Source organism: Aliiroseovarius sp. (genome assembly GCF_030148435.1).
GTDB lineage: Bacteria > Pseudomonadota > Alphaproteobacteria > Rhodobacterales > Rhodobacteraceae > JASBTN01.
This window is the reverse complement of record NZ_JASBTN010000081.1, coordinates 197,862-220,418: the sequence shown is the minus strand read 5'-3', so window position 1 is coordinate 220,418 and position 22,557 is coordinate 197,862. Positions and strand designations below refer to the sequence as shown.

At 64.9% G+C, this 22,557-nt stretch carries 22 protein-coding genes and 1 riboswitch; of the genes, 12 read left to right on the top strand and 10 right to left on the bottom strand.

Going from position 1 to position 22,557, the window contains the following annotated elements:
* The 4 genes from Q1V43_RS15840 to Q1V43_RS15825 form a co-directional block, all read right to left on the bottom strand.
* The coding region (locus tag Q1V43_RS15840; RefSeq protein ID WP_366146224.1) for an EamA family transporter at positions 1-550 on the bottom strand (550 nt) is incomplete at its 3' end.
* 80 nt (positions 551-630) lie between these two features.
* Positions 631-1,926, bottom strand: coding sequence for a signal recognition particle-docking protein FtsY (gene ftsY, locus Q1V43_RS15835; RefSeq protein ID WP_300520117.1), 1,296 nt, complete (start codon positions 1,924-1,926; stop codon positions 631-633).
* Between the two features lie 68 nt (positions 1,927-1,994).
* Positions 1,995-2,639, bottom strand: coding sequence for a lysoplasmalogenase (locus tag Q1V43_RS15830; RefSeq protein ID WP_300520114.1), 645 nt, complete (start codon positions 2,637-2,639; stop codon positions 1,995-1,997).
* Positions 2,640-2,755: 116 nt separating this feature from the next.
* Positions 2,756-4,441, bottom strand: a complete 1,686-nt coding sequence (locus Q1V43_RS15825; protein ID WP_300520111.1) for an NAD(P)H-dependent oxidoreductase subunit E — start codon at positions 4,439-4,441, stop codon at positions 2,756-2,758.
* Between the two features lie 171 nt (positions 4,442-4,612).
* Here Q1V43_RS15825 and Q1V43_RS15820 point away from each other — a divergent pair, with 171 nt between their 5' ends.
* The 8 genes from Q1V43_RS15820 to Q1V43_RS15785 all read left to right on the top strand — a co-directional run bounded on the left by Q1V43_RS15820 (position 4,613) and on the right by Q1V43_RS15785 (position 12,403).
* Positions 4,613-5,671 carry an alkane 1-monooxygenase gene (locus Q1V43_RS15820; protein ID WP_300520108.1) on the top strand — a complete coding sequence of 353 codons (1,059 nt, stop codon included), beginning with the start codon at positions 4,613-4,615 and terminating at the stop codon, positions 5,669-5,671.
* Positions 5,672-5,677: 6 nt separating this feature from the next.
* Positions 5,678-6,070: a hypothetical protein gene (locus Q1V43_RS15815; protein WP_300520105.1), complete on the top strand. Its 393-nt coding sequence runs from the start codon at positions 5,678-5,680 to the stop codon at positions 6,068-6,070.
* A gap of 243 nt (positions 6,071-6,313) precedes the next feature.
* Complete coding sequence (locus tag Q1V43_RS15810; RefSeq protein ID WP_300520103.1) at positions 6,314-7,201, top strand: 5-bromo-4-chloroindolyl phosphate hydrolysis family protein; 888 nt, start codon at positions 6,314-6,316, stop codon at positions 7,199-7,201.
* Positions 7,202-7,223: 22 nt separating this feature from the next.
* Positions 7,224-8,414, top strand: coding sequence for a toxic anion resistance protein (locus Q1V43_RS15805; RefSeq protein WP_300520100.1), 1,191 nt, complete (start codon positions 7,224-7,226; stop codon positions 8,412-8,414).
* A 128-nt stretch (positions 8,415-8,542) separates the two neighbouring features.
* On the top strand, positions 8,543-9,352 hold the full coding sequence (locus Q1V43_RS15800) for a DUF2927 domain-containing protein (RefSeq protein WP_300520097.1): 810 nt from the start codon (positions 8,543-8,545) through the stop codon (positions 9,350-9,352).
* 24 nt (positions 9,353-9,376) lie between these two features.
* The gene (locus Q1V43_RS15795) at positions 9,377-10,489 is read left to right on the top strand and encodes an SPFH domain-containing protein (RefSeq protein ID WP_300520095.1); all 1,113 of its coding nucleotides are present in this window, start codon (positions 9,377-9,379) and stop codon (positions 10,487-10,489) included.
* Between the two features lie 65 nt (positions 10,490-10,554).
* Positions 10,555-11,670 carry a TFIIB-type zinc finger domain-containing protein gene (locus tag Q1V43_RS15790; RefSeq protein WP_300520092.1) on the top strand — a complete coding sequence of 372 codons (1,116 nt, stop codon included), beginning with the start codon at positions 10,555-10,557 and terminating at the stop codon, positions 11,668-11,670.
* A 64-nt stretch (positions 11,671-11,734) separates the two neighbouring features.
* Positions 11,735-12,403 (top strand): nitroreductase, encoded by a 669-nt coding sequence (locus Q1V43_RS15785; RefSeq protein ID WP_300520089.1) that lies wholly within the window; start codon positions 11,735-11,737, stop codon positions 12,401-12,403.
* 34 nt (positions 12,404-12,437) lie between these two features.
* Here the strand turns inward: Q1V43_RS15785 and Q1V43_RS15780 are convergent, their stop codons facing one another.
* Positions 12,438-12,854 (bottom strand): Hsp20/alpha crystallin family protein, encoded by a 417-nt coding sequence (locus Q1V43_RS15780; protein ID WP_300520087.1) that lies wholly within the window; start codon positions 12,852-12,854, stop codon positions 12,438-12,440.
* A gap of 124 nt (positions 12,855-12,978) precedes the next feature.
* Here Q1V43_RS15780 and dtd point away from each other — a divergent pair, with 124 nt between their 5' ends.
* Positions 12,979-13,416 (top strand): D-aminoacyl-tRNA deacylase, encoded by a 438-nt coding sequence (gene dtd, locus Q1V43_RS15775; protein WP_300520084.1) that lies wholly within the window; start codon positions 12,979-12,981, stop codon positions 13,414-13,416.
* 52 nt (positions 13,417-13,468) lie between these two features.
* Here the strand turns inward: dtd and gcvP are convergent, their stop codons facing one another.
* The 3 genes from gcvP to gcvT form a co-directional block, all read right to left on the bottom strand.
* A complete protein-coding gene (gcvP, locus tag Q1V43_RS15770) occupies positions 13,469-16,315 on the bottom strand; it encodes an aminomethyl-transferring glycine dehydrogenase (protein ID WP_300520081.1) in 2,847 nt (948 codons plus the stop codon).
* A 69-nt stretch (positions 16,316-16,384) separates the two neighbouring features.
* On the bottom strand, positions 16,385-16,744 hold the full coding sequence (gcvH, locus tag Q1V43_RS15765; RefSeq protein ID WP_300520079.1) for a glycine cleavage system protein GcvH: 360 nt from the start codon (positions 16,742-16,744) through the stop codon (positions 16,385-16,387).
* Between the two features lie 27 nt (positions 16,745-16,771).
* The gene (gene gcvT / locus Q1V43_RS15760) at positions 16,772-17,884 is read right to left on the bottom strand and encodes a glycine cleavage system aminomethyltransferase GcvT (protein WP_300520076.1); all 1,113 of its coding nucleotides are present in this window, start codon (positions 17,882-17,884) and stop codon (positions 16,772-16,774) included.
* Positions 17,885-18,031: 147 nt separating this feature from the next.
* Positions 18,032-18,119: riboswitch (glycine riboswitch) on the bottom strand.
* Between the two features lie 71 nt (positions 18,120-18,190).
* On the opposite strand from gcvT, the gene Q1V43_RS15755 reads away from it, so the two are divergent.
* Positions 18,191-18,757, top strand: coding sequence for a gamma-glutamylcyclotransferase family protein (locus tag Q1V43_RS15755; protein ID WP_300520074.1), 567 nt, complete (start codon positions 18,191-18,193; stop codon positions 18,755-18,757).
* On the opposite strand, the gene Q1V43_RS15750 is transcribed toward Q1V43_RS15755, so the two are convergent.
* Entirely contained in the window at positions 18,754-20,160 is a 1,407-nt protein-coding gene (locus Q1V43_RS15750) for an MATE family efflux transporter (RefSeq protein WP_300520071.1), read from the bottom strand. The genes Q1V43_RS15755 and Q1V43_RS15750 overlap by 4 nt on opposite strands.
* A gap of 106 nt (positions 20,161-20,266) precedes the next feature.
* Positions 20,267-21,592: a glutamate--tRNA ligase gene (gltX, locus tag Q1V43_RS15745; protein WP_300520069.1), complete on the bottom strand. Its 1,326-nt coding sequence runs from the start codon at positions 21,590-21,592 to the stop codon at positions 20,267-20,269.
* 82 nt (positions 21,593-21,674) lie between these two features.
* Between gltX and Q1V43_RS15740 the strand changes: the two genes are divergently transcribed.
* Positions 21,675-22,112 carry a CopD family protein gene (locus tag Q1V43_RS15740; protein WP_300520066.1) on the top strand — a complete coding sequence of 146 codons (438 nt, stop codon included), beginning with the start codon at positions 21,675-21,677 and terminating at the stop codon, positions 22,110-22,112.
* Positions 22,112-22,510 (top strand): metallopeptidase family protein, encoded by a 399-nt coding sequence (locus Q1V43_RS15735; protein ID WP_300520064.1) that lies wholly within the window; start codon positions 22,112-22,114, stop codon positions 22,508-22,510. Before Q1V43_RS15740 ends, Q1V43_RS15735 begins: the two co-directional genes overlap by 1 nt.
* The last annotated feature ends 47 nt before the right edge of the window (positions 22,511-22,557 follow it).

Here is a 22,557-nt window from a genome sequence, read left to right as displayed (position 1 = left end):
TGCCAAAGGCGTCCCAGGTCGTGTAGGCGGCAACGAAACCACCGGTCAGCACCGCCATGGCAATGGCCGGTTTCAGCTTGTCGCGACCGACCTGCCAGTGTTTGAGGTTATAGACCGCAAGGCCATAGATCCCGGCCAACAGCACCCCGACTCCAGCCCATTGCACCCAGGTAAAGACCTCGCCGAACAGGAACCAGGCGCCAACCACGGTGAACAGCGGCCCGGTGCCACGCACCACCGGATAGACCACCGTGTAGCTGCCCATCGTGTAGGTGTAAGCCTGTGCGACCTTGTAGGCCACGTGGATCACCCAGACCAGCGCGAAGATCGGCCACATATGCGGCTCGGGCCAGGGCACCACGAAAAACGCGAAGGGCGCGGCGATGATCCCGTAGGACGCGTCAATGGCCCCGCGGGTCAGCCAGGGGTCATGGCGCCCCTTCTGCAAAGCTCCGAAAAGCGCGTGCAGGAGGGCCGCCATCAGCGCCAGCCCCAGCGCCAGGTCGCGACCCGCCGGCGTTCCTTCCAGCGATGTGATCCATTCGCTCATGTTGTGTCAGACCGTGGTCGCCGGGGGTTTCACACCCCCGGACCCCCGTGGGATATTTCCGGAAAGATGAAAGGACGAGGTCAGGCGCCGGTGAGCGCCTTGGCGAAGTCCTCCGGGTCGAAGGGGGCGAGGTCGTCGATCTGCTCGCCCACGCCGATCGCATGGATCGGCAGGGCGAACTTGTCGGCCAGTGCCACCAGCACGCCGCCCTTTGCAGTCCCGTCGAGCTTGGTCATGACCAGCCCGGACACATCGGCCAGTTTCTGGAAGGTCTCGACCTGGTTGAGCGCGTTCTGACCGGTGGTGGCGTCCAGCACCAACAGGGTGTTGTGCGGCGCGGTCTCGTCCTTTTTCTTGATCACGCGCACGATCTTGGCCAGCTCCTCCATCAGGTCGGCGCGGTTCTGCAACCGGCCCGCCGTGTCGATCATCAAGAGGTCGGCGCCATCCTGCTGCGCCTTGGTCAGCGCATCGAAGGCAAGGCTGGCGGGGTCCGAGCCCTCGGGCGCGGTCAGCACGGGAACACCTGCGCGGTCGCCCCAGATCTGCAGCTGCTCGACCGCCGCCGCGCGGAAGGTGTCGCCTGCGGCAATCACCACCGACTTGCCCGCCGATTTGAACTGCGAAGCCAGCTTGCCGATGGTCGTGGTCTTGCCCGCGCCATTCACCCCGACCACCAGCACCACCTGCGGGCGGTTCGGGTAGATCGGCAGGGGCTTGGCCACCGGCTCCATGATGCGCGAGACCTCTGCGGCCATCAGATCCTTGATCTCGTCGACCGAGAGCTTCTTGCCGAAATGGCTCTGCGACAGGTTTGCCGTGACGCGCATGGAGGTGTCGACCCCCATGTCCGAGGCGATCATCAGATCCTCGAGGCTTTCCAGCATCTCGTCATCCAGAACCCGGCGCGTGACCTTGCCGCCACGCCCCAGCATGCGGCCGAGGAAGCCGGGTTTCTGGGTGGGTTGGTCCGGAATGTCGACGGTCAGGTCCATCGGCGCGGGGCTGGGATCAACCGGCTGGGGCGCTTCGAGGGGGGTGGGGGCCGGGGTTTCGGCGGGCGCCTCGGGAAGCTCCACCGGCGTCGGGTCCGGCTGCGGGCCGGGATCGGGCTGCGGCTCGGGCGAGGGTTCCGGCAGCGGTTCGGGCTCCGGCCGGGGCTCCGGTTCCGGGGTCGGTTCGGGTTCCGGCGTGGGCAACGGATCGGGTTCAGGCGTGGGCGCGGGCTCGGGGTCCGGCTGGGGTTCCGGTTGAAGCTCCGGCTGGGCCTCGATCAACTCTTCCTCGCCGCCGTCCTCGACGATCGCCTCCAGCCCTTCCTCGAGCTTCGAGGAGGATTTGAACAGCCGATCCTTGAGTTTCTTGAAAAACGCCATGTCTGCGCCCCCGGGTAATCTTTCCAATCACCTAAGCCAACAAGGCGCCGGATGGAAGGGGCGGCGCGTCAGCCCAGCCCCCCAAGCCCCCAGAACAGCCCGGCCTGCGCGGCGATATAGGTGATCCAGACGATTTTTGACGCCAGGGCTGTCAGACCGTGGTCGGGGCCGAGGCGAAAAAGCTCGACCGACAGGATCAGGTCGGACAGGGTAAAGAGGCCGGCACCCAGGATCGCAGGCCAGGCGGCCCCGGGCAGGGTCAGCGCCGACAGGCCCATGGTCAGGATGATCAGCACATAGGCCCGCACCGGCCATTTCATCGCGCCGGTATGGGGGATCAGCCAAAGCTCGGTCGAAATGGTGATCCCCGCGAGAACAATCGCCGCAAGTGGGATTTGTGCAAATCCTTCCCAGGGCATCAGGCCGGAAATTGCCAGGATATGCAGGATATAGACAAGATGGCTGAGAGCGAAACTGGACAGGCCGTACAGAAAGGCCGCCTCGCCGTCCCGCGACAGGGCGAAGTCGCCCAGGGCTGACAGAAACAGGGCCGCGACCAGCAGAGCCGGTCCGCCCGCGATCCAGGCCGCCAGGGCGAGCGCCGCAACGGGCACCGTTTTCCAGACAGAGCGCAACCCACCGGTGGGCCGGTCGGTCATCGGCAGGTAGGTCACGGCGATGGCCAGGCCGGTCAGGGCGATGAAATAGGGCATGGGGGCTCCTCGGTGTCCGGGGAACCCTGCCCACCGCGCAATAGAGGGTCAAGCGCTAGGATGGGTGACGTCGGGGCGCTGCCCGGTGCGAAACCGGGCAGGCCCGTTCGGATCGTTCAGACTTCGTCCGGGAAATGCTTCATCACCAGACGGATCGGGTTCGGCGCGGCCTGCCCCAGACCGCAGATCGAGGCATCCCCCATCGCGGTGCAGAGTTCTTCCAGCAACGGCTGGTCCCAGTGATCTGCCTGCATCAGCTTCACGGCCTTTTCGCAGCCGACCCGGCAGGGGGTACACTGACCGCAGCTTTCATCCTCGAAGAAGCGCAGCATGTTCAGCGCGGCGTCCCGGGCCGAATCCTTGTCGGACAGGACCACCACGGCGGCCGAACCGATGAAGGTGCCATACGGTTGCAGCGTGTCGAAATCCAGCGGCACGTAATGCATCGAGGCGGGCAGCAGGCCCGAGGACGGGCCACCCGGCTGGAACGCCTTGAACTCGTGCCCGTCCAGCATGCCACCGGCGGCCTCGATGATGTCGGTGATAGTGGACCCGGCAGGCAGCAGGTGTACGCCCGGGTTCTTCACGCGGCCCGACACGGAATAGGAGCGCAGCCCCTTGCGGCCGTTCTTTTCAACCGAATTCAGGCATTCGGGGCCTTCGCGATTGATCTTGCAGACCCAGTAGAGAGTCTCGATATTGTGCACCAGCGTCGGACGGCCGAAGACGCCGACCTGGGCCACGAAGGGCGGACGGTGGCGCGGTTCGCCGCGCTTGCCTTCAATCGACTCGATCATCGCGCTTTCTTCGCCGCAGATATAGGCCCCGGCCCCGCGGCGCAGGTCGATGTAGCCCGGCTCCACGATGCCCGCCTGTTCCAGCGCGGCGATTTCACGCCGCAGGATTTCCAGCACGGCAGGGTATTCGTCGCGCATGTAGATGAAGCAGGTTTCCGCCTCGACCGCCCAGGCGGCGATCAGCATGCCTTCCAGGACCACATGCGGTGTGCGTTCCAGGTAATAGCGGTCCTTGAACGTGCCGGGCTCGCCCTCGTCGCCGTTCACCGCCAGGTAACGCGGCCCCTCGTTGGCACGCACGAAGCCCCATTTGGTGCCGGACGGGAAACCGGCCCCACCGAGGCCGCGCAGGCCGGCCTCTTTCACCTTGGCCTGAACCGCTTCCCAGTCACCATTGGCGCGCAGATCCTTGAGGGTCCCGTAGCCCCCGCCGGCGGCATAGGCATCGAAGGTCTCGTAGTTCGGGATATGCGCGTGGGTATTCCCGGCGGCAATCGCGGCCTCGACCTTTTCGGGCGTGGCGTGGTCAATGTGGTTGTGGCCCAGCTCCAGCACCGGTGCCGTGTCGCAGCGACCCATGCAGGGTGCGCGGACCACGCGGACCTCGGTCGGGTCCAGCCCGTTTTCGAGCGCCTTGTGCAGCGCCTCGGCCCCGGCCAGCTCGCACGACAGCGAGTCGCAGACACGGATGGTCAGCGACGGCGGGGGCGTCTCGCCCTCCTTCACCAGGTCGAAATGGGCGTAGAAGCTCGCGACCTCGTAAATCTCGGCCTGGCCGGTGCCCAGTTCCTGCGCCAGCGCGCGGATATGCGGGGCCGACAGGTGGCCATATTCGTCCTGGATCAGATGCAGGAACTCGATCAGCAGGTCGCGGCGGCGCGGGCGGTCGCCCAGCAGAGCAAGCACCTCACCATGCGCGTCCAGATCCAGCTGCCGCCCCTTCGGGGTGCGCCGGCCTTTGCCGCGTGCGTTTTTCCAGATGCCTTTTTTCTCGTCCAGTGCCATGGCTCACGTCAACTCCGCTTGGTCACTGGGCTACAATAACGCCTGAGCCGTCACGGGCACACGCCAAAAACGACATGCTTGGGGCAGTTCGCGCAGCCGGAATTTGACTGATGCGGGTTTTCGCCATGCCGCGTTGCGCGTAGATTTCCCCAACGCCCCAGGAGCCGCCCGATGAAAATGATCCGCTTTTTCGCACTGATAGCCCTTGTGCCCGCTGTTTTGATCGGCCTTGGCGCCCTGTCGGGGGGCTGGGCCGTTGGCGCGGCGCTGGCCTATATCACCCTTGTCGCCTTTGCCGCGGACGAGGGCGTGGCGGCCATGGCTCCGACTGCCGAGGCCGACCGGGACTTCGCCTGGGCGAATCGCCTCTCGGTCCTGCTTGCGCTCGGCCATTTCGCGCTTCTGGCCTCGGTCGTGTACGCCCTGTCGGGCGACACCCTGGGATGGGGCGAAAAACTGGCGCTGTTCTTCGCCGCGGGCCTGTTCATGGGGCAGGTGTCGAATTCCAACGCGCATGAGCTGATCCACCGCCCGACGCGCAGCCTCTTCACCCTGGGCAAGTGGGTCTATATCAGCCTGCTCTTCGGCCATCACACCAGTGCGCATAACAAGATCCACCACCGCTATGTCGCCTCGGAACGCGATCCGAATTCCGCCCGCGAGGGCGAGGCTTTCTACCAGTTCTTCCCCCGCGCCTGGATCGGTGCCTTCAAGGCGGGCTATGAGGTCGAACGCGCCGACATGGCCCGCGCGGGGCGCAGCGGACCGCATCCCTACGTGGCCTATCTGGCCGGGGCGGCGGGGGTGCTGGTGATCTCGGCGCTGATCGGCGGCTGGGCTGGGGTGCTGGCGCATCTGGGCCTTGCCTTCTACGCCCAGGTGCAGCTGATGCTGTCGGATTACGTGCAACATTATGGGCTGATGCGCGTCGAGGTCAGGCCCGGTCGGCTGGAACCGGTCGGCCCGCAACATAGCTGGAACGCACCGCATTGGTTCACCACGCACCTGATGCTGAACGCGCCACGCCACTCGGATCACCACGCGCATCCGGCCCGTCCCTACCCGGCGCTGCGCCTGCGGGTCGGCGAGGCCCCGATGCTGCCCTATTCCCTGCCCGCCATGGCCACTCTGGCCCTCGTGCCGAAACTGTGGCAGCGTGTGATGGGGCGCGAGTTGCGCAGGTGGCATGCGTCTCACCCGCGTCCCGCGCCAACCGCACCCGGCACCTGAGGCCCCATGCTATACCGCCAGATCGCCCTTCTGTTTCTCGCTTTCCCGGCCCTGGCTAATCCCACGATGAGTGGCGCGGATTTCGAGGCCTATGCCACCGGCAAGACGCTCTATTTCGGCAGCAACGGTGAAGCCTACGGCGGCGAGCAATACCTGGACGACCGCCGCGTGCGCTGGTCCTTCCTGGATGGCAAATGCAAGGACGGCTATTGGTACGAGGCGGGGAGCCTGATCTGCTTTGTCTACGAGGACGACCCCGTCCCGCAGTGCTGGAGTTTCACCCGTGGCGCCTCCGGCCTGATCGCCCGGTTCGAGAACAACGCCGAGGCCGACGAACTCTACGAGGTCGAACAGGCCGATGAACCGCTGCTGTGCCTTGGGCCGGAGGTGGGCGTCTGAACATGCGCCCCTGCGTGAAGCAAAGCCTCACCCCTGTCGCAACCCGGCGGAAATTTCCCCTTGTTCGCGCTAGCACCAGCTACGGTTTTCGCTTATATCCATGGGTGTATTGGATTTTCCAACCCGCCGCTTCGCGTGCAGGGTCGAAAGTGGGTGGAATGTGACGGATAGTGGTTTGCGCAAACTGGCCTATGCAGCGCTTCTGGCGCTGGTGCTTTACGCCTCGCTCACGGGAGGTGCGTGATGGCGCAGCGATATGGCGGTGAATTCAGCCCGGCCGGAAAACCCTCCCCGACGAACGGTTCGCCCCCGCGCAGCCCCTTTGACGGCAAGAGCCCGACACCGATGGGCGCCCGGGTGAATGCGCTGTTTCTGGTGCCCCTGCCCTTGGCGGTGATGGCCTTTTTTCGGGGGCCGACGGACCTGGTACTATCGCTGGGCGGCGTGGCCCTGATGATGGCGGCGGCCTGGATGACCCGCGAGGGTATGCGCGCCGAAGCTGCCTATGAATCCCGCAAGATCGCCCGCAGACCGGGCCTGCCGCGCAAGATCGTCGGGGCGGTTCTGATGGGCGCGGGCATTGGCCTGGCCGGGCTGGTCGATGGCAGCCTGCTGATCGCCACCCTGTTGGGCGGGGTCGGCGCGGCGTTGCACCTTGGCGCCTTCGGGATCGACCCGATGCGCGACAAGGGGATGGAGGGGATCGACACGTTCCAGACCGACCGGGTTGCCCGCGCGGTCAACGAGGCCGAGGCCCACCTGACCGCCATGAAGGACGCCATCAAACGGGCCCGCGACCGTCAGCTCGAAGCCCGTGTCGATGTTTTCCAGGCCACCGCGCGCGACATGTTCCGCACCATCGAGGACGACCCGCGAGACCTGACCGCCGCGCGCAAGTACCTTGGCGTCTACCTGCGCGGGGCGACCGATGCGACGGTAAAATTCGCCGACCTCTTTGCGCGCAGCCGGGATGCGGGTGCGCGGGCCGACTATGAACAGCTTCTGGACGATCTCGAGGCGAACTTTGCCGCCCGTACGCAGCAGCTGCTGAGCGACAACCGCACGGATCTCGATGTGGAAATCGAGGTGCTGCGCGAGAGGCTCGCCCGCGAGGGCATCACCAGTGATTGAACGTATTTGACGGGAGACGGAAATGACTCAGACCATTCAACAGAAGGCCGCCGAAGACCTGAAACTTGTCGAAGAGGTCACGGCGGTCGTGCTGCCCGAACCCTCGACGGCCCTTGTGCCTCTGGCCGAAGCGGATGAATCGCAAAGCGCCGAGATTACCCGGCGCATGGCCGAGATCGACATGACCAATACCCAGTCGATCATCGAATTCGGCTCGGCGGCCCAGGCCGAGCTGCAGGTGATTTCGCAGGATATGCTGGCCGGTGTGCGCAACAAGGACGTGGGCCCGGCGGGAGACAGCCTGCGCAACATCGTCACCACGATCCGCGGCTTTTCGATCAGCGAACTCGACGTGCGCCGCGAACGCACCTTCTGGGAAAAACTGATGGGCCGCCTGGCCCCGGCTGCAAAATTCGCCGCGCGCTATGAAGAGGTGCAGGGCCAGATCGACCGGATCACCGACAACCTGCTGGGCCACGAACATACGCTGCTGAAAGACATCAAGTCGCTCGACAAGCTCTATGAAAAGACACTGGCCTTTTACGACGAGCTGGCGCTCTACATCGCCGCCGGCGAGGCGAAGCTGGCCGATCTGGATGACACGGTGATCCCCGCCAAGGAGGCCGAGGTCGACGCCGCGCCCGAAGAGGAAGGCGTAATCAAGGCTCAGGAACTGCGCGACCTGCGGGCCGCCCGCGACGATCTGGAACGCCGGGTGCATGACCTGAAACTGACCCGCCAAGTGACAATGCAAAGCCTGCCCTCGATCCGGCTGGTGCAGGAAAACGACAAGTCGCTTGTGACCAAGATCAACTCGACCCTGGTGAACACCGTGCCGCTGTGGGAAACCCAACTGGCCCAGGCGGTCACGATCCAGCGCTCGGCGGATGCGGCAAAGGCAGTGAAGGAAGCGACCGACCTGACCAACGAATTGCTGAAGGCCAATGCCGAGAACCTCCAGGAGGCCAACCGCATGGTCCGCAAGGAGATGGAACGCGGCGTCTTTGACATCGAAGCGGTGAAATCCGCCAACGCCACGCTGATCGCCACGATCGAAGAAAGCCTGGCCATCGCGGACGAAGGCAAGGCCAAACGCGCTGCCGCCGAGGAAGAACTGCGCAAGATGGAGGCCGAGCTCAAGGAAACGCTGGCCGCCGCCAAGGCGCGTGGCACGGCCTCGGGACACAATATCGGCGACGCGGTGGAGGGCTGATGCCAAGGCCGGGGCGCTCTCCTGCCATCCGGGCACTGGCAGCAGCCAGCCTTCTGGGCGGCTGCGTGGACCTCGTGTCCACCGGGCCGGGCACAGGGCCGATGCCACCCCCAGATGCCGTCACGCCCATGAGCGCAGAAAGCGAGGCCCTGGCCCGTTATTACAACAGCGTGCAGCGGGGGTTGCTGACGCGCGGACTTCTGCGCACGGATGGCGGTGGCACCGACACGCCGTTTTCATCCCGCGATCTGGCGCAGAACTTTCTGCGCATCGCTTTTTTTCAGGAATACCAGGATGTTGGCGGGCGCCTGGTGGCCCGGGAAAATGCCAGCCGGTTGCAGCGATGGACCAAGCCCGTGCGCTTGTCGATCGACTTCGGCTCGTCGGTCCCCATCGAGGTGCGCGAACGTGACCGCCAGCAGATCGCCCGGTTCGCCGCCCGCCTGACCCGCGTGACCGGCCACCCGGTCACGGTCTCTGACACTGCGCCCAATTTCCACGTATTGGTGGTGAACGAACCCGAACGCCGCGCCCTGGCCCCGCGCCTGCGCCGTCTTGTGCCCGGAATTTCGAACGCCTCCCTGGCCCATATGATCAACCTGCCGCGTGACACCTATTGCGCGGTCTTCACCACGGATGGAGGCAACAACTCCACGCCCGACACAGCGGTCGCGGTGATCCGTGGCGAGCATCCGTCGCTTCTGCGCACCGCCTGCCTGCACGAGGAAATCGCGCAAGGCTTGGGCCTGCCCAACGACAGCCCGCGCGCCCGGCCTTCGATCTTCAACGACGACGAGGAATTCGGGCTCCTGACCACCCACGACGAGTTGCTTCTGCAAATGCTCTACGATCGCCGCCTGCGCCCCGGCATGACCGAAGAGGAAGCCCGCCCGATCGTCAACCAGATCGCTGCCGAACTGACCGGCAGCGCCGTTTAGCACCCACAGACAGGGGGAGAAGATATGGGAATTTTCGATTTTCTGACCGGTGAGTTCATCGACGTGATCCATTGGGTGGATGACACCCGCGACACGATGGTCTGGCGCTTCGAACGCGAGGGGCACGAAATCAAGTACGGCGCCAAGCTGACCGTGCGCGAAGGGCAATCGGCCGTTTTCGTGCATGAAGGCCAGCTGGCGGATGTCTTTACCCCCGGGCTCTACATGCTCGAAACCAACAACATGCCGGTCCTGACCACGCTGCAGCACTGGGACCACGGCTTCAAATCACCCTTCAAGTCGGAAATCTACTTCGTCAACACGACCCGGTTCAACGACCTGAAGGGGGGCACCAAGAACCCGAGTATGCTGCGCGATCCCGAATTCGGCCCGACCCGTATCCGCGCCTATGGCACTTATTCGGTGCGCGTGACCGACCCGGCCAGGTTCCTGACCGAGATCGTCGGCACGGACGGCGAGTTCACAATGGACGAGATCAGCTTCCAGGTGCGCAACATCATCGTGCAGGCATTTTCGCGCGTGATCGCCAGTTCGGGCATCCCCGTGCTGGACATGGCCGCCAATACCGCCGATCTGGGCCGGGTGGTGGCACGCGAAATCTCTGGCGTGGTTGCAGAATACGGCCTGTCCATCCCGGAGTTCTACATCGAGAACATCAGCCTGCCACCGGCGGTCGAGCAGGTGCTGGACAAGCGCACCTCGATGGGAATCGTCGGAAACCTGGACAATTACGTGAAGTTCAATGCGGCCGAGGCGATGGGGGCCGAGGGCTCTGCCATGGCCGCCTCGATGGGAGCGGGAATGGGCGCTGGCATGGGCATGGCGATGGCGCAGACAGGCCCCTGGGGGGCTGCCCCGGCACCGGTCGCACAACCTGCCGCATCCGCCCCGCCGCCTCCCCCGCCGCCGGTCGAGAAAGTCTGGCACATCGCCGAGAGTGGCGAGACCAGGGGACCCTTCTCCAAGGCTGCCCTGGGCCGCATGGTCACTTCCGGAGAACTGACCCGCGAGACCCATGTCTGGACCGCCGGGCAGGACGGCTGGAAGACGGCCGATGAGGTAGCGGAGCTGGCCCAGCTCTTCACCATTCTCCCCCCGCCCCCGCCGGGCGCGTAATCCGGGAAGGGACCGCTCTGCCCCTTTCATCTTTCTGAAAATATCCCCGCCGGAGGCAAAAAGACATGGCGCACCCGTCCGACGCGCTCGCCACACCTGACGACGAACACCGTTTTCCCTGTGAACAGTGCGGCGCAGACCTGCGCTTCGACCCGCAGGCGGGGCAGCTGACTTGCGACCATTGCGGCTTTTCCGTGCCGCTTGAGGGCCACGCGGCGCAATCCGAGGCGATCCGCGAGCTTGATTTCCGCGCGGCCCTGGACGCAAAGCTGCCGGACGCCGAAATCGAAGAGACCCGCATCACGGAATGTCCGAATTGTGCGGCAAAACTGACGTTGGATGCCAATGTCCACGCCCTGGAATGTCCGTTTTGTGCAACCCCGCTCGTGACGGACACGGGCACGAACCGCCATATCAAACCCAAGGGCGTGCTGCCCTTCGCCCTGGAGGAACGCGAGGCACGCGCGGCCATGACGGACTGGCTGGGCAAGCTCTGGTTCGCACCGAACGGGCTGCAGGACTATGCCCGAAAAGGGCGCCGGATGTCCGGCATTTACGTGCCCTACTGGACCTTCGATGCGGATACGAAATCAAGCTACACCGGCGAACACGGCACGGTCTATTACGTGACCAGGACCGTCACGGTAAACGGCAAACAGCAGACCCGCCGCGTGCAGAAGATCCGCTGGCGTCCGGCCTCGGGCCGGGTGGCGCGCTGGTTCGACGATGTGCTGGTACTGGCCTCGCGCAGCCTGCCAAAACGCTATACCGATGCGCTGCAGCCCTGGGATCTGTCCGAGCTGGAGCCCTACCGCCCCGAATATCTGGCCGGTTTTCGCGCCGAGGGGTATACGGTCGAACTGCCCGACGGCTATGACGCGGCCCGCGCCCAGATGGACCGGGTTATCCTGCGGGACGTGAAATTCGACATCGGCGGCGACCGTCAGCGGGTGCATTCGGTCAATACGACCGTCAGTGACGTGACCTTCAAACATGTGCTCCTGCCGGTCTGGCTGGCGGCCTACAAGTATCGCGGCAAGACCTACCGTTTCGTGGTCAACGGGCAAAGCGGAAAGGTGCAGGGCGAACGGCCCTGGTCGGCGTGGAAAATTGCCATTGCCGTGGTGCTGGGACTGATCGTCGCCGGGGGGATCGGATATCTGGCGGCACAGTCGCAGTAACATATCGGGGCACTGGACGCTGCGTCCCGCTTGATCGCCCCCCTGTTTGCGGCAACTTGCCCCCATGACCCATGACGCCCTGACCGAGCTGCTCTCCGCCCGCCATTCCTGCCGCGCCTACCTGCCCGACCCGGTACCGCGCGAAACGATAGAACGGGTGCTGCGCGCCGCCCAACATGTGCCAAGCTGGTGCAACGCCCAGCCATGGAAGGTGCATATCACCGGAAAGGAAGAAACCACCCGCCTTGCCGACGCGCTTTATTCCGAGGCGATGGCGGGTACACCGGCGCCGGAAATTCCCTTCCCAACCGCCTACACCGACAAGCATCGGGACCGCCGCCGTGCCTGCGGCTGGCAGCTCTATGACGCCGTTGGGGTGAAAAAGGGGGACCGCGCCGGGTCCGCCCGTCAAATGATGGAAAACTTCCGCTTCTTTGGCGCCCCGCACATGGCGCTGATCACTGCGCCCCGGGAGCTTGGACAATATGCCTACCTGGACTGTGGCGGGTTCATCACGGGATTCTGTCTGGCCGCCAAAAGCCTTGGGCTGGGCACGGTCCCGCAGGCGGCCATTGCCGGGTTCGCCCCTTTCCTGCGTGACTGGTTCGATCTGGATGCAGACCGCACCATCCTGGCGGGTATCGCCTTCGGTTTGCCGGACGAAAAACACCCGGCCAATGCCTTTCGCACTGACCGGGCTGATCTGACGGAATGGGTGGCCTGGAAGGGCTGAGGGTAACTGATCCAGGCCTGAACCCGGGTCTCCGTCAGCCAGTGTTGATCTTTACCCGCGTGGCATTCTGCGCGCGCGGCTCCGATTTCGGCACGGTTATGGTCAACACCCCATCCTTCATCTCGGCGGCCACCTGCGTCTCTTCCGCATCCGGTGGCAGGCGGAAGCTGCGGGAAAACGCGCCGTATTGACGTTCCGAGAAGAACCAGGTGTCGCCCTTTTCCTCGCGTTCGGAGCTTTTCTCGCCCTTCACCTGGACCAGCCCGTCATGCACGGTCAGTTCCACATCTTCCTCGGCCACACCCGGCAGTTCAATGGCGATACGATAGGCGTCATCGGCCAGCGAGGCTTCGGAAGCAGGGGTCAGGAATTCGCTCAACCGATGCCCGAAGCTGCGCAGCGGGTCATAGAGTGACGGCCAGAAACCGGTATCTTGTGTCTTTTCAACCATGATGCACCTCCTTCTCCGCTTATATGGGTTTCAGCGGCCGGGCGACCAAGGCAACGGGCGGAATTGCCGCAGGGCATGGACGCGGGTCCATCCCCGCGCTACGAGGACGAAAACGGAGGCTGCGATGAGAGCATTGGTACAACGCGTGAGCGAAGCCGCGGTGCGGGTCGATGGCGAGGTGATCGGCGAGATCGGCGCGGGCCTGATGATCCTGGTCTGCGCCATGCAGGGCGATACGGAGGCGAATGCAGATACGCTCGCCGCCAAGATATCGAAACTGCGCATCTTCAAGGATGAGGCAGGCAAGATGAACCGTTCGCTTCTGGACACGGGCGGGCGGGCGCTGGTGATCAGCCAGTTCACCCTGTCCGCGGATACCTCGCGCGGCAATCGCCCCGGGTTTTCAACCGCCGCGCCACCGGCGGAAGGCGAGCGGCTCTATGAATACTTCGCCGACCAGCTGCGCGGCCACGCGATTACCGTGGCCCAGGGCCGGTTCGGCGCCGACATGTCCGTGTCGCTGGTCAACGACGGGCCGGTGACGATCTGGATGGATTTCTGATCCCCGCCTGCGTACAGGTCGAGGGGCGGGAAATCCCCGCCCCCCGACAGGATCATTCTGCCGCCTCGGCGTAGTCGGTCAGAGGCGGGCAGGTGCAAACCAGGTTACGGTCGCCATAGACATTGTCCACGCGATTGACCGGCGACCAGTATTTATCGACGCGAAAGCTGCCCGGCGGGAAGCAGCCCTGTTCGCGCGAATAGGGCCGGTCCCATTTACCCACCAGATCCTCGACCGTGTGGGGGGCGTGTTTCAGCGGGTTGTTTTGCGGGTCGATGCGGCCCTCCTCGATCTCGCGGATTTCCTCGCGGATCGCCAGCATGGCGTCGCAGAACCGGTCAAGCTCGGCCTTGGTTTCCGATTCCGTGGGCTCGATCATCAGCGTACCGGCCACCGGCCAGGACATGGTTGGCGCGTGAAACCCGTTGTCGATCAAGCGCTTGGCAATGTCATCGACGGTCACGCCCGCGCTGTCGGCAAAGGGACGCGTGTCGATGATACACTCATGCGCAACGCGCCCGCCGGGGCCGGTGAACAGCACCTCATAGGCGCCTTTCAGCCGCGCCGCGATGTAATTGGCATTGAGGATCGCCACCTTTGTCGCCTGTGTCAGCCCGGCGCCTCCCATCAGCAGCACATAGGCCCAGCTGATGGGCAACACGCTGGCCGAGCCATAGGGGGCCGCCGAAACTGCCCCCTCTTCCCCCACCAGCCCATTGCCCGGCAGATGCGGTTCAAGATGGGCCTTCACACCGATCGGCCCCATGCCGGGGCCACCGCCGCCATGCGGGATAGCGAAGGTCTTGTGCAGGTTCAGGTGGCTCACATCGCCGCCGATCTCGCCCAGTTTCGACAGGCCCACCATCGCGTTCAGGTTGGCCCCGTCGATATAGACCTGGCCGCCGTGCTCGTGGGTGATCTGACAAACCTCGCGCACGGTTTCCTCGAACACCCCATGGGTCGATGGATAGGTGATCATGCAGGCGGCCAGCCGGTCCCCGGCCGCTTGCGCCTTGGCGCGGAAGTCAGCGACGTCGATGTCGCCGTTTTCGGCCGAGTTCACCACAACGACCTCCATCCCCGCCATGTGCGCCGAGGCCGGGTTTGTGCCATGGGCCGAGATCGGGATCAGGCAGATGTCACGCTTTTCCCTGTTGGCCCGGTGATAGGCCGCAATGGTCAAGAGCCCCGCATATTCGCCCTGCGCGCCGGAGTTGGGCTGCATCGACATGGCGTCATAGCCGGTGATCTGGCAGAGCTTGTCTTTCAGGTCATTGATCAGATGCAGATAGCCCTGTGTCTGGTCGTCCGGGGCCATCGGGTGGATCATGGAGAATTCGCGCCAGGAGACCGGCATCATCTCGGCCGCCGCATTCAGCTTCATGGTGCAGCTTCCCAGCGGGATCATCGCGCGGTCCAGCGCCAGGTCGCGGTCCGCGAGGCGACGCATGTAGCGCATCATCTCGGTCTCGGCCCGATTCATGTGGAACACCGGGTGGGTCAGGTAATCCGAGCTGCGCAGGATCGCGTCGGGCAGGCGATACTCGGGCGTATAGTCGTCATCCTTGCGGGTGACGCCAAAGGCTCCCCAGACAGCCTCGATCGTGGCCGGGCGGGTGGCTTCGTCAAGCGTGATGCCGATCTGCGTCTTGCCCACGGGCCGCAGGTTGATGCCGCGTGTGACAGCGGCCTCCATCACGGTTTTCTGCAAGCCGCCGACTTCGACCGTGATCGTGTCGAAGAAATGGTTGGGGGTGACTGTAAACCCACCCTCCTCCAACCCTTTGGCCAGGCGCACGGTCTTGCGGTGGATACGCTGGGCGATCGCCTTCAACCCTTCGGGGCCATGGAACACCGCGTAGAAAGACGCCATGACCGCCAGCAGCGCCTGCGCGGTGCAGACGTTCGAGGTCGCCTTTTCACGGCGAATATGCTGCTCGCGGGTCTGTAGCGACAGGCGATAGGCCTTGTTGCCGCGCGCATCGACCGAAACGCCGACGATCCGACCGGGCATGTTGCGCTTGTGCTTGTCCTTGGTGGCCAGATAGGCGGCGTGCGGCCCGCCGAAGCCCACCGGAACGCCGAACCGCTGGGCCGAACCCACGGCGATATCCGCCCCCATCGCACCGGGTTCCTTCAACAGGGTCAGGGCCAGAGGATCGGCCGCCACGATGCCCACCGCCTTCGCCGCGTGCAGCGCCGCGATCTGGTCGGTAAAATCACGCACGCGGCCATAGGTGCCGGGATACTGGAAGATCGCGCCAAAGACCTGTTCGGCGTTCAGCTCGCTTTCCGGATCGCCCACCACGACCTCGATCCCAAGAGGCGCCGCCCGGGTCTTCATCACCGCGATATTCTGCGGATGACAGTTTTCGTCAACGAAGAAGGCCCTGGCCTTCGACCTGGCGATGCGATGCCCCATCACCATCGCCTCCGCCGCCGCCGTGGCCTCGTCCAGAAGGGAGGCATTGGCGATTTCGAGCCCCGTGAGGTCCGAGATCATGGTCTGGAAATTCAGGAGCGCCTCCAGGCGGCCCTGGGAAATCTCCGGCTGGTAAGGCGTATAGGCCGTGTACCAGGCCGGGTTTTCCAGGATATTGCGCTGGACCACCGGCGGCGTGACCGTGCCGTGATAGCCCTGCCCCAGAAGCGAGCGCAGCACCTTGTTCTTCGCCGCAGTCACCCGCATCTGATGCAGCATTTCGCGTTCCGAACGCGGGCGGCCCCAGCTCAGCTCTTCGGCCTGGCGGATCGAGCCGGGCACGGTTTCGGCAATCAGGCCTTCCAGGTCCGCAACACCGACGGCGTCAAACATCTGGTTCATCTCGGACGGGGACGGGCCGATGTGGCGGCGGTTGGCGAAATCATAGGGCAGGTAATCGGTGGGGGTGAAAGACATGGGATGCTCCGCGTGAGGCAAACGGGACCAAAACTCTTCGAAGATTTTTGGTCCCGCCGAAAGGTCAGGTCAGCCGATGAAGGCCTTGTAGCCGGCTTCGTCCATGTAGTCGTCCATCGGCGAGGCGTCCGAGACCTTGAGCTTGAAGAACCAGGCTTCGCCTTCCGGGTCGTCGTTGACCTTGCTGGGTTCATCCACGATGGCTTCATTCACCTCGACGACCTCGCCGTCCAGAGGGGCCAGGATGTCCGAAGCCGCCTTGACGCTTTCGATCACCACGATCTCGTCATCCTTGGACACGGTGTCGCCCACCTCGGGCAGTTCGACGAACACGACGTCGCCCAACTGCTCGGCGGCATGGGCTGTGATGCCCACGACCATCACGCCATCTTCCTCGCGCAGCCATTCATGTTCTTCGGTGTATTTCATTGGGTCTCTCCTGGTGAAATGTTTCTGTCAGCGTTTGTAGGTTGAAGGCCGGAACGGCATGTCCGCCACGGTGACGGGGTGGCGCTTGCCGCGCACCTCGCCAAAAAGCTCGGTGCCCGTGCGGGCGTGGGGCGTGGTGACATATCCCATCGACACCGGCGCCTCTATCGAAGGGCCGTAGGCGCCGGAGGTAATCTGGCCAATGGGTTCGTCCGCGTCCTCCGCGGCGAAGAGCTCTGTACCTGCCCGCATCGGCGCACGGCCCTGCGGCAGAAGCCCGACACGACGGCGCCCTGCCCCCTTGCGGAACTCGGCCAGGATGCGGCGCGCGCCGGGGAAGCCGCCTTCGCGCTGGCCGCCGGTACGGCGCACCTTCTGCACCGCCCATTCCAGCGCCGCCTCGACCGGGCTGGTGGTCGTGTCGATGTCATTGCCGTAAAGGCACAGCCCCGCCTCCAGCCGCAGGCTGTCGCGGGCGCCCAGGCCGATCGCTTCGACCTCGTCCATCGCCAACAGCGCCTCGGCAAAGGCGCGGGCCTGCGCCTCGGGCACCGACACCTCGAACCCGTCCTCGCCGGTATAACCCGAGCGTGTCACCCAGAGCTGACCATAAGCCGTTTCCATGACCGCCACGTCCATGAAACGCATTTCGGCCACCTCCGGCGCGATCTGCGCCAGCGCCTCTTCGGCGGCGGGGCCCTGCAACGCGATCAGGGCGCGGTCGGTAATGACGTCGACCTCACATTCAGGCAGGCCCGCACGGAGGTGGGCGATGTCGGCCTGCTTGCAGGCGGCGTTGACCACCAGGAACAGGTGGTCGCCCCGGTTCGCAACCATCAGGTCGTCCAGGATCCCCCCCTCGTCATCGGTAAAGAGCGCATAGCGCTGGCGCCCTTCGGCCAGCGACTTGATCGCCACCGGCACCAGCCGTTCCAGCGCGCCCGCGGGATCAGCCCCGCGCAGGATCACCTGGCCCATGTGGCTGACGTCAAACAGCCCGGCCCGGGCGCGGGTGTGCAGATGCTCCTTCATCACGCCCAGCGGGTACTGCACCGGCATCTCGTAGCCCGCGAAAGCAACCATTCTGGCACCGAGCGTGACGTGCAGATCATAAAGCGGTGTGCGGAGCAGATCGGCCATGTCGGTCCCTTTGTCCTGTCGGCCGGACCCATGTACCCGGCATCATTCGGGCGCGGGTAGCGCCCAGCGATGCCCCCTCTGTCCTGATGCCTGAGATCGTTATCCCTTCGGCGGGCACGGGCAGCCGCACCACTCTCCAGAGTGTTCTTCATCACATCGGTCCGGGGGCCTGAGAGTTTACCGGGGCGGTTGCTCCTTCGGCACCGACAGTGTCGGATTCTCCCGATGCAATGACGGATTCGTAGCGGTTGGCCGACCCATAGGCAAGTGCTTGTGCCCATTCGCATACCGCGTCATGCTGAGCGGATGAGCGACCCGTTCTTCTTCGGATACGGTTCCCTGGTGAACCGGCAGACCCACGACTATCTGCGAGCCACCACGGCCTCGGTGAAAGGCTGGCGACGCGCCTGGCGCCACACGCCCCTGCGCGACGTGAGTTTCCTGACCGTGGTGCCCGCGCAGGACGACTATGTCGACGGGTTGATCGCCGCTGTGCCCGGTGCCCATTGGGCTTCGCTCGACCAACGCGAACGGGCTTACGACCGGCATGACGCCACCCACCAGGTCAGCCATGGTCTTGAGCACGCCCTGGATGTCGCCATCTACGCCATCCCCGACGGGTTTCACCGCAAGCCCGGGGCCGACAACCCGGTGCTGTTGAGCTATATCGACACGGTGGTCCAGGGATTCCTGGCCGAGTTCGGCCCCGAGGGCGCGGCGCATTTCTTCGAAACCACCGAGGGCTGGGATGCCCCGGTTCTGGACGACCGCGCGGCCCCGATCTATCCGCGCGCAACCACGGTGAGTGCCGAGGAGCGCGATGTGGTGGATGAGGCGCTTGGGCGGCTGAAGGTGGGCCTGAAACGTCCCTAACGTCGCAGGTTGAACAAGGTGATCTGTCTGGTCTGCCGCGCATAGGGGTGCGGGGCCTCGATTTCGGGTTCGACGCCTGCCGCCTTGTCCCGCATCACCTTGGCGGCCAGCACCAGCGCCACGGCGGCAAAGACCGCCCCGCCCAGTGCCTGGCCGATCAGCACCCCCGGGCCCTGCCACCAGGCGGCTCCGACGATCACGAAGGGGATCGTGCCCAAGGTATGGCGGCCCCAGTTGATCCAGGTGGAATAGAACGGGTGGCCCAGGTTGTTGAAGGCGGCGTTGGACAGGAAGATGACGCCGTTGAAAAACCACGCCAGCGCCAGCGGGCCGCAGAACAGGAAGACCAGTTCCCGGGTCAGGCCCGTGGCGCCGAACAGATCCGCGATCGGGCCACGGGCGATGAACAGCAGGGCGGACACCAGCACCGTCACCGCCAGCGTAAACACCAGCCCATCGCGCAGCGCGCCGCGGACGCGGTCGTGGCGCCCGGCGCCGAAGTTCTGGCCGATGATCGGGCCGATCGCACCGGACAGGGCAAAGATCACCCCGAAAGCCACCGGCACAAGACGCGAGATGATCGCCATGCCCGCCACCGCATCCGCGCCGAACTGGGCCATGGAGCGGGTGACATAGGCCTGCCCCAGTGGGGTTGCGAACTGGGTCAGGATCGCGGGCAATGCGATGGTCATGATGGCGGGGAAATCCACCCGGAATTCGGTCGCGGAGGGTTTCTCCAGCCCCCCGTGCCACCGAAAGATCGGATAGAGCGCGGCAAAGGCAATCGCCACACGCGAGGCGACCGAGGCCATCGCGGCTCCGGTCAGCTCCAGCCCGAAGCCGAAGATGAAGATCGGGTCCAGCACCGCGTTTACCACGCCTGCCGCGATGGTTGCGATCATCGCCCGGCGCGCGTCGCCATGCGCGCGCAGGATCGCCCCGCCGACCATGCCGATGATCAATAGAGGCAGCGAGGGGATGATGATCCGCAGATAGCCGACGGCGAGGTCAAGCGTCGCGCCCTGCGCCCCCATCAGCGCGGCAAGGGCTGGTATGTTGACCCAGACCAGCGCCGCGAAAATCGCGCCGAAGCCAACGCCGTACAGCATTGCCGTCGCGGCCCGGCGGCTCGCCATTCGGACCTGCCCCTCGCCCAGCGCACGGGCCACCAGCGCGCCAGCGGCAATCGACATGCCGATGCCGAAGCTCGAGGTAAAGAACAGGATTGCACCGGCATAGCCCACGGCGGCGGCCAGTTCCTCCTTGCCCAGCATCGAGATGAAGATCATGTCCACCAGGTCGACCAGAAAGATCGCCATCAGCCCGACCGAAGCCGTCAGCGCCATCACCGTGATATGACCCATCAAGGAGCCTTCGAGGAACTTTGCCTGTTCTTGAGCCATTGGCCGAAGATGCGTGGCGCGGAGGCAAAAGGAAAGCCCCCTGTCCGCACAGGGGGCTTTGCAAATTCGCACCGGGTTGCGGGCCTCGGTCCTGAAGCCCCGCCTGTCACCCCTTGGCGCGGATGACCTTCAAAAGCGGCATCAGAGCCGACATGTCCGGGCCGCGTTCCATACCGGTAACGGCCTTGCGCAGCGGCATGAACAGGCCCTTGCCCTTGCGCCCCGTCGCCGCCTTGACGGCCGAGGTCCAGTCGCCCCAGCTTGAGGCGTCATAGGGCCCGTCGGGCAGAAGGGTCATGGCTTCGGCAATGAAATCGGCGTCCTCGTCGGCCACCAGCGGGTCGGCACCGGACTGGCAGAGTTCCCACCAGGCGCCCAGATCCTTGAGTGTCGTGATATTCTCGCGGGCAACGGTCCAGAAGGCCTCGGCCTCATCCGCCGGAACGCCCAGCGCGTCCAGTTCAGCACCCACGTCGGCGACCGTGAGCCCGCCCAGGTAGCGCGCGGTCAGCGGGTAGAGGTCGTCGGCATCGAACTTGGTCGGGGCCGAGCCGAAGCTGTTGATGTCGAACCCTTCAGCCAGTTCGTCGAGCGAACCGACCAGCTCCACCGGCTGGCTCGACCCAAGGCGCGCCATCAGGCTGAGCAGCGCGGCAGGCTGCACGCCCGCTTCACGCAGGTCGCGCAGGGCCAGTGTGCCCAGGCGTTTCGACAGGGCCTCGCCCTGCGAGCCGGTCAGGAGCGAATGGTGCGCAAACTCAGGCACCGTGCCGCCCAGCGCGCGGATGATCTGGATCTGCGTCGCGGTATTGGTCACATGGTCGGAGCCCCGCACCACATGCGTCACGCCGTAATCCACGTCATCACAGACCGAGGCCAGGGTATAAAGGAACTGCCCGTCACCCCGGATCAGCACCGGATCCGAGACAGAGGCCGCGTCAATCGACAGATCGCCCAGAATACCGTCGGTCCATTCGATCCGCTCGTGGTCCAGCTTGAATCGCCATACGCCATTGCCGCGCTCGGCACGCAGTTTGGCTTTTTCGTCTTCCGACAGGTTCAGCGCGGCGCGGTCATAAACCGGCGGCTTGCCCATGTTCAGCTGTTTCTTGCGCTTCAGGTCCAGCTCGGTCGGGGTCTCGAACGCCTCGTAGAACCGGCCCATGTCGCGCAGCTCTTGCGCGGCGGCCTCATAACGCTCCAGGCGGTCGGACTGCTTTTCAAGACGATCCCAGGTCAGGCCCAGCCATTCCAGATCCTGTTGGATCGCATCCGCATATTCCTGCTTCGACCGCTCCGGGTCCGTGTCGTCCAGGCGCAGGATGAATTGCCCGCCGGCCTTGCGGGCGATCAGGTAGTTCATCAGGGCGGTGCGCAGGTTGCCCACGTGGATGTAACCGGTGGGCGAGGGCGCGAAACGGGTGATGGTCATGGCGTGTCTCCTTCGCGCGGATGCTCTTTCACATCCCGAAGCATATGTCCATATTGCGCGGGAGAATCTCATCGGAGGCACCATGCTCTGGCTCATCCTGACCTTTCACGTTCTGGGCGCGTCCATCTGGACCGGCGGCCATTTGGTGCTGGCCACGACCGTGCTGCCGCGCGCGCTGACGGCGGGCGATCCCGGCATCCTGCTGCGCTTTGAGCAGGGGTTCGAAAGGATCGGCATACCGGCCCTGGTGGTTCAGGTGGCCACGGGGCTGTGGCTGGCCAGCCAGGTCTCCGACCCGGGCCGCTGGCTGTCCTTCGCGGACCCGGTGAGCGCGGCGGTGGGGGTGAAGCTCTGCCTGCTGGCGGCCACCGCGTTGTTCGCCGCAAACGCACGCTTTCGCGTGATCCCGACACTCAGCGCCGAAAGCCTGCCCTTGATGGGCTGGCACATCCGCGCGGTGACGCTGTTTTCCGTCGTGTTTGTCATGGCCGGCGTGTGGATTCGCACAGGTGGGTTCTGATGGACAGTGCCACCGCGCCCTCAGCTGACGACATCCACGCGCTGGCCATAGCCACGGTCAAGGCCCTGCCCGCCCCTCTGCGCGACCTGGCGATGCAGGTTGCGATCCGGGTCGAGGAATTCGCGAGCCGGGAACTCCTCGACGAGATGCAGATCGAGGATCCGTTCGAGCTGACCGGGCTTTACGATGGCATTCCCCTGACCGAGAAGTCCGCTTTCGACCAGCCCCTGCAGCCGGACACGGTCTGGCTCTACCGCCGTGCCATCCTGGACGAATGGATTACCCGTGGCGACGTCACCCTGGCCGAACTGGTCGCCCATGTCACCGTGCATGAATTTGCCCATCATTTCGGCTGGTCGGACGGGGATATCGCGGCAGTGGATCGCTGGTGGGAATAGGCGGCCTGCCCCGCCACAGTTGCAATCACGCCCCTGACAGGGTAGGC

Excerpts from the sequence above, each read along its gene's own strand:
- ftsY (WP_300520117.1), bottom strand. The coding sequence starts at position 1,926 with ATGGCGTTTTTCAAGAAACTCAAGGATCGGCTGTTCAAATCCTCCTCG.
- Q1V43_RS15830 (WP_300520114.1), bottom strand. The coding sequence starts at position 2,639 with ATGCCCTATTTCATCGCCCTGACCGGCCTGGCCATCGCCGTGACCTAC.
- Q1V43_RS15825 (WP_300520111.1), bottom strand. The coding sequence starts at position 4,441 with ATGGCACTGGACGAGAAAAAAGGCATCTGGAAAAACGCACGCGGCAAA.
- Q1V43_RS15820 (WP_300520108.1), top strand. The coding sequence starts at position 4,613 with ATGAAAATGATCCGCTTTTTCGCACTGATAGCCCTTGTGCCCGCTGTT.
- Q1V43_RS15815 (WP_300520105.1), top strand. The coding sequence starts at position 5,678 with ATGCTATACCGCCAGATCGCCCTTCTGTTTCTCGCTTTCCCGGCCCTG.
- Q1V43_RS15810 (WP_300520103.1), top strand. The coding sequence starts at position 6,314 with ATGGCGCAGCGATATGGCGGTGAATTCAGCCCGGCCGGAAAACCCTCC.
- Q1V43_RS15805 (WP_300520100.1), top strand. The coding sequence starts at position 7,224 with ATGACTCAGACCATTCAACAGAAGGCCGCCGAAGACCTGAAACTTGTC.
- Q1V43_RS15800 (WP_300520097.1), top strand. The coding sequence starts at position 8,543 with ATGAGCGCAGAAAGCGAGGCCCTGGCCCGTTATTACAACAGCGTGCAG.
- Q1V43_RS15795 (WP_300520095.1), top strand. The coding sequence starts at position 9,377 with ATGGGAATTTTCGATTTTCTGACCGGTGAGTTCATCGACGTGATCCAT.
- Q1V43_RS15790 (WP_300520092.1), top strand. The coding sequence starts at position 10,555 with ATGGCGCACCCGTCCGACGCGCTCGCCACACCTGACGACGAACACCGT.
- Q1V43_RS15785 (WP_300520089.1), top strand. The coding sequence starts at position 11,735 with ATGACCCATGACGCCCTGACCGAGCTGCTCTCCGCCCGCCATTCCTGC.
- Q1V43_RS15780 (WP_300520087.1), bottom strand. The coding sequence starts at position 12,854 with ATGGTTGAAAAGACACAAGATACCGGTTTCTGGCCGTCACTCTATGAC.
- dtd (WP_300520084.1), top strand. The coding sequence starts at position 12,979 with ATGAGAGCATTGGTACAACGCGTGAGCGAAGCCGCGGTGCGGGTCGAT.
- gcvP (WP_300520081.1), bottom strand. The coding sequence starts at position 16,315 with ATGTCTTTCACCCCCACCGATTACCTGCCCTATGATTTCGCCAACCGC.
- gcvH (WP_300520079.1), bottom strand. The coding sequence starts at position 16,744 with ATGAAATACACCGAAGAACATGAATGGCTGCGCGAGGAAGATGGCGTG.
- gcvT (WP_300520076.1), bottom strand. The coding sequence starts at position 17,884 with ATGGCCGATCTGCTCCGCACACCGCTTTATGATCTGCACGTCACGCTC.
- Q1V43_RS15755 (WP_300520074.1), top strand. The coding sequence starts at position 18,191 with ATGAGCGACCCGTTCTTCTTCGGATACGGTTCCCTGGTGAACCGGCAG.
- Q1V43_RS15750 (WP_300520071.1), bottom strand. The coding sequence starts at position 20,160 with ATGGCTCAAGAACAGGCAAAGTTCCTCGAAGGCTCCTTGATGGGTCAT.
- gltX (WP_300520069.1), bottom strand. The coding sequence starts at position 21,592 with ATGACCATCACCCGTTTCGCGCCCTCGCCCACCGGTTACATCCACGTG.
- Q1V43_RS15740 (WP_300520066.1), top strand. The coding sequence starts at position 21,675 with ATGCTCTGGCTCATCCTGACCTTTCACGTTCTGGGCGCGTCCATCTGG.
- Q1V43_RS15735 (WP_300520064.1), top strand. The coding sequence starts at position 22,112 with ATGGACAGTGCCACCGCGCCCTCAGCTGACGACATCCACGCGCTGGCC.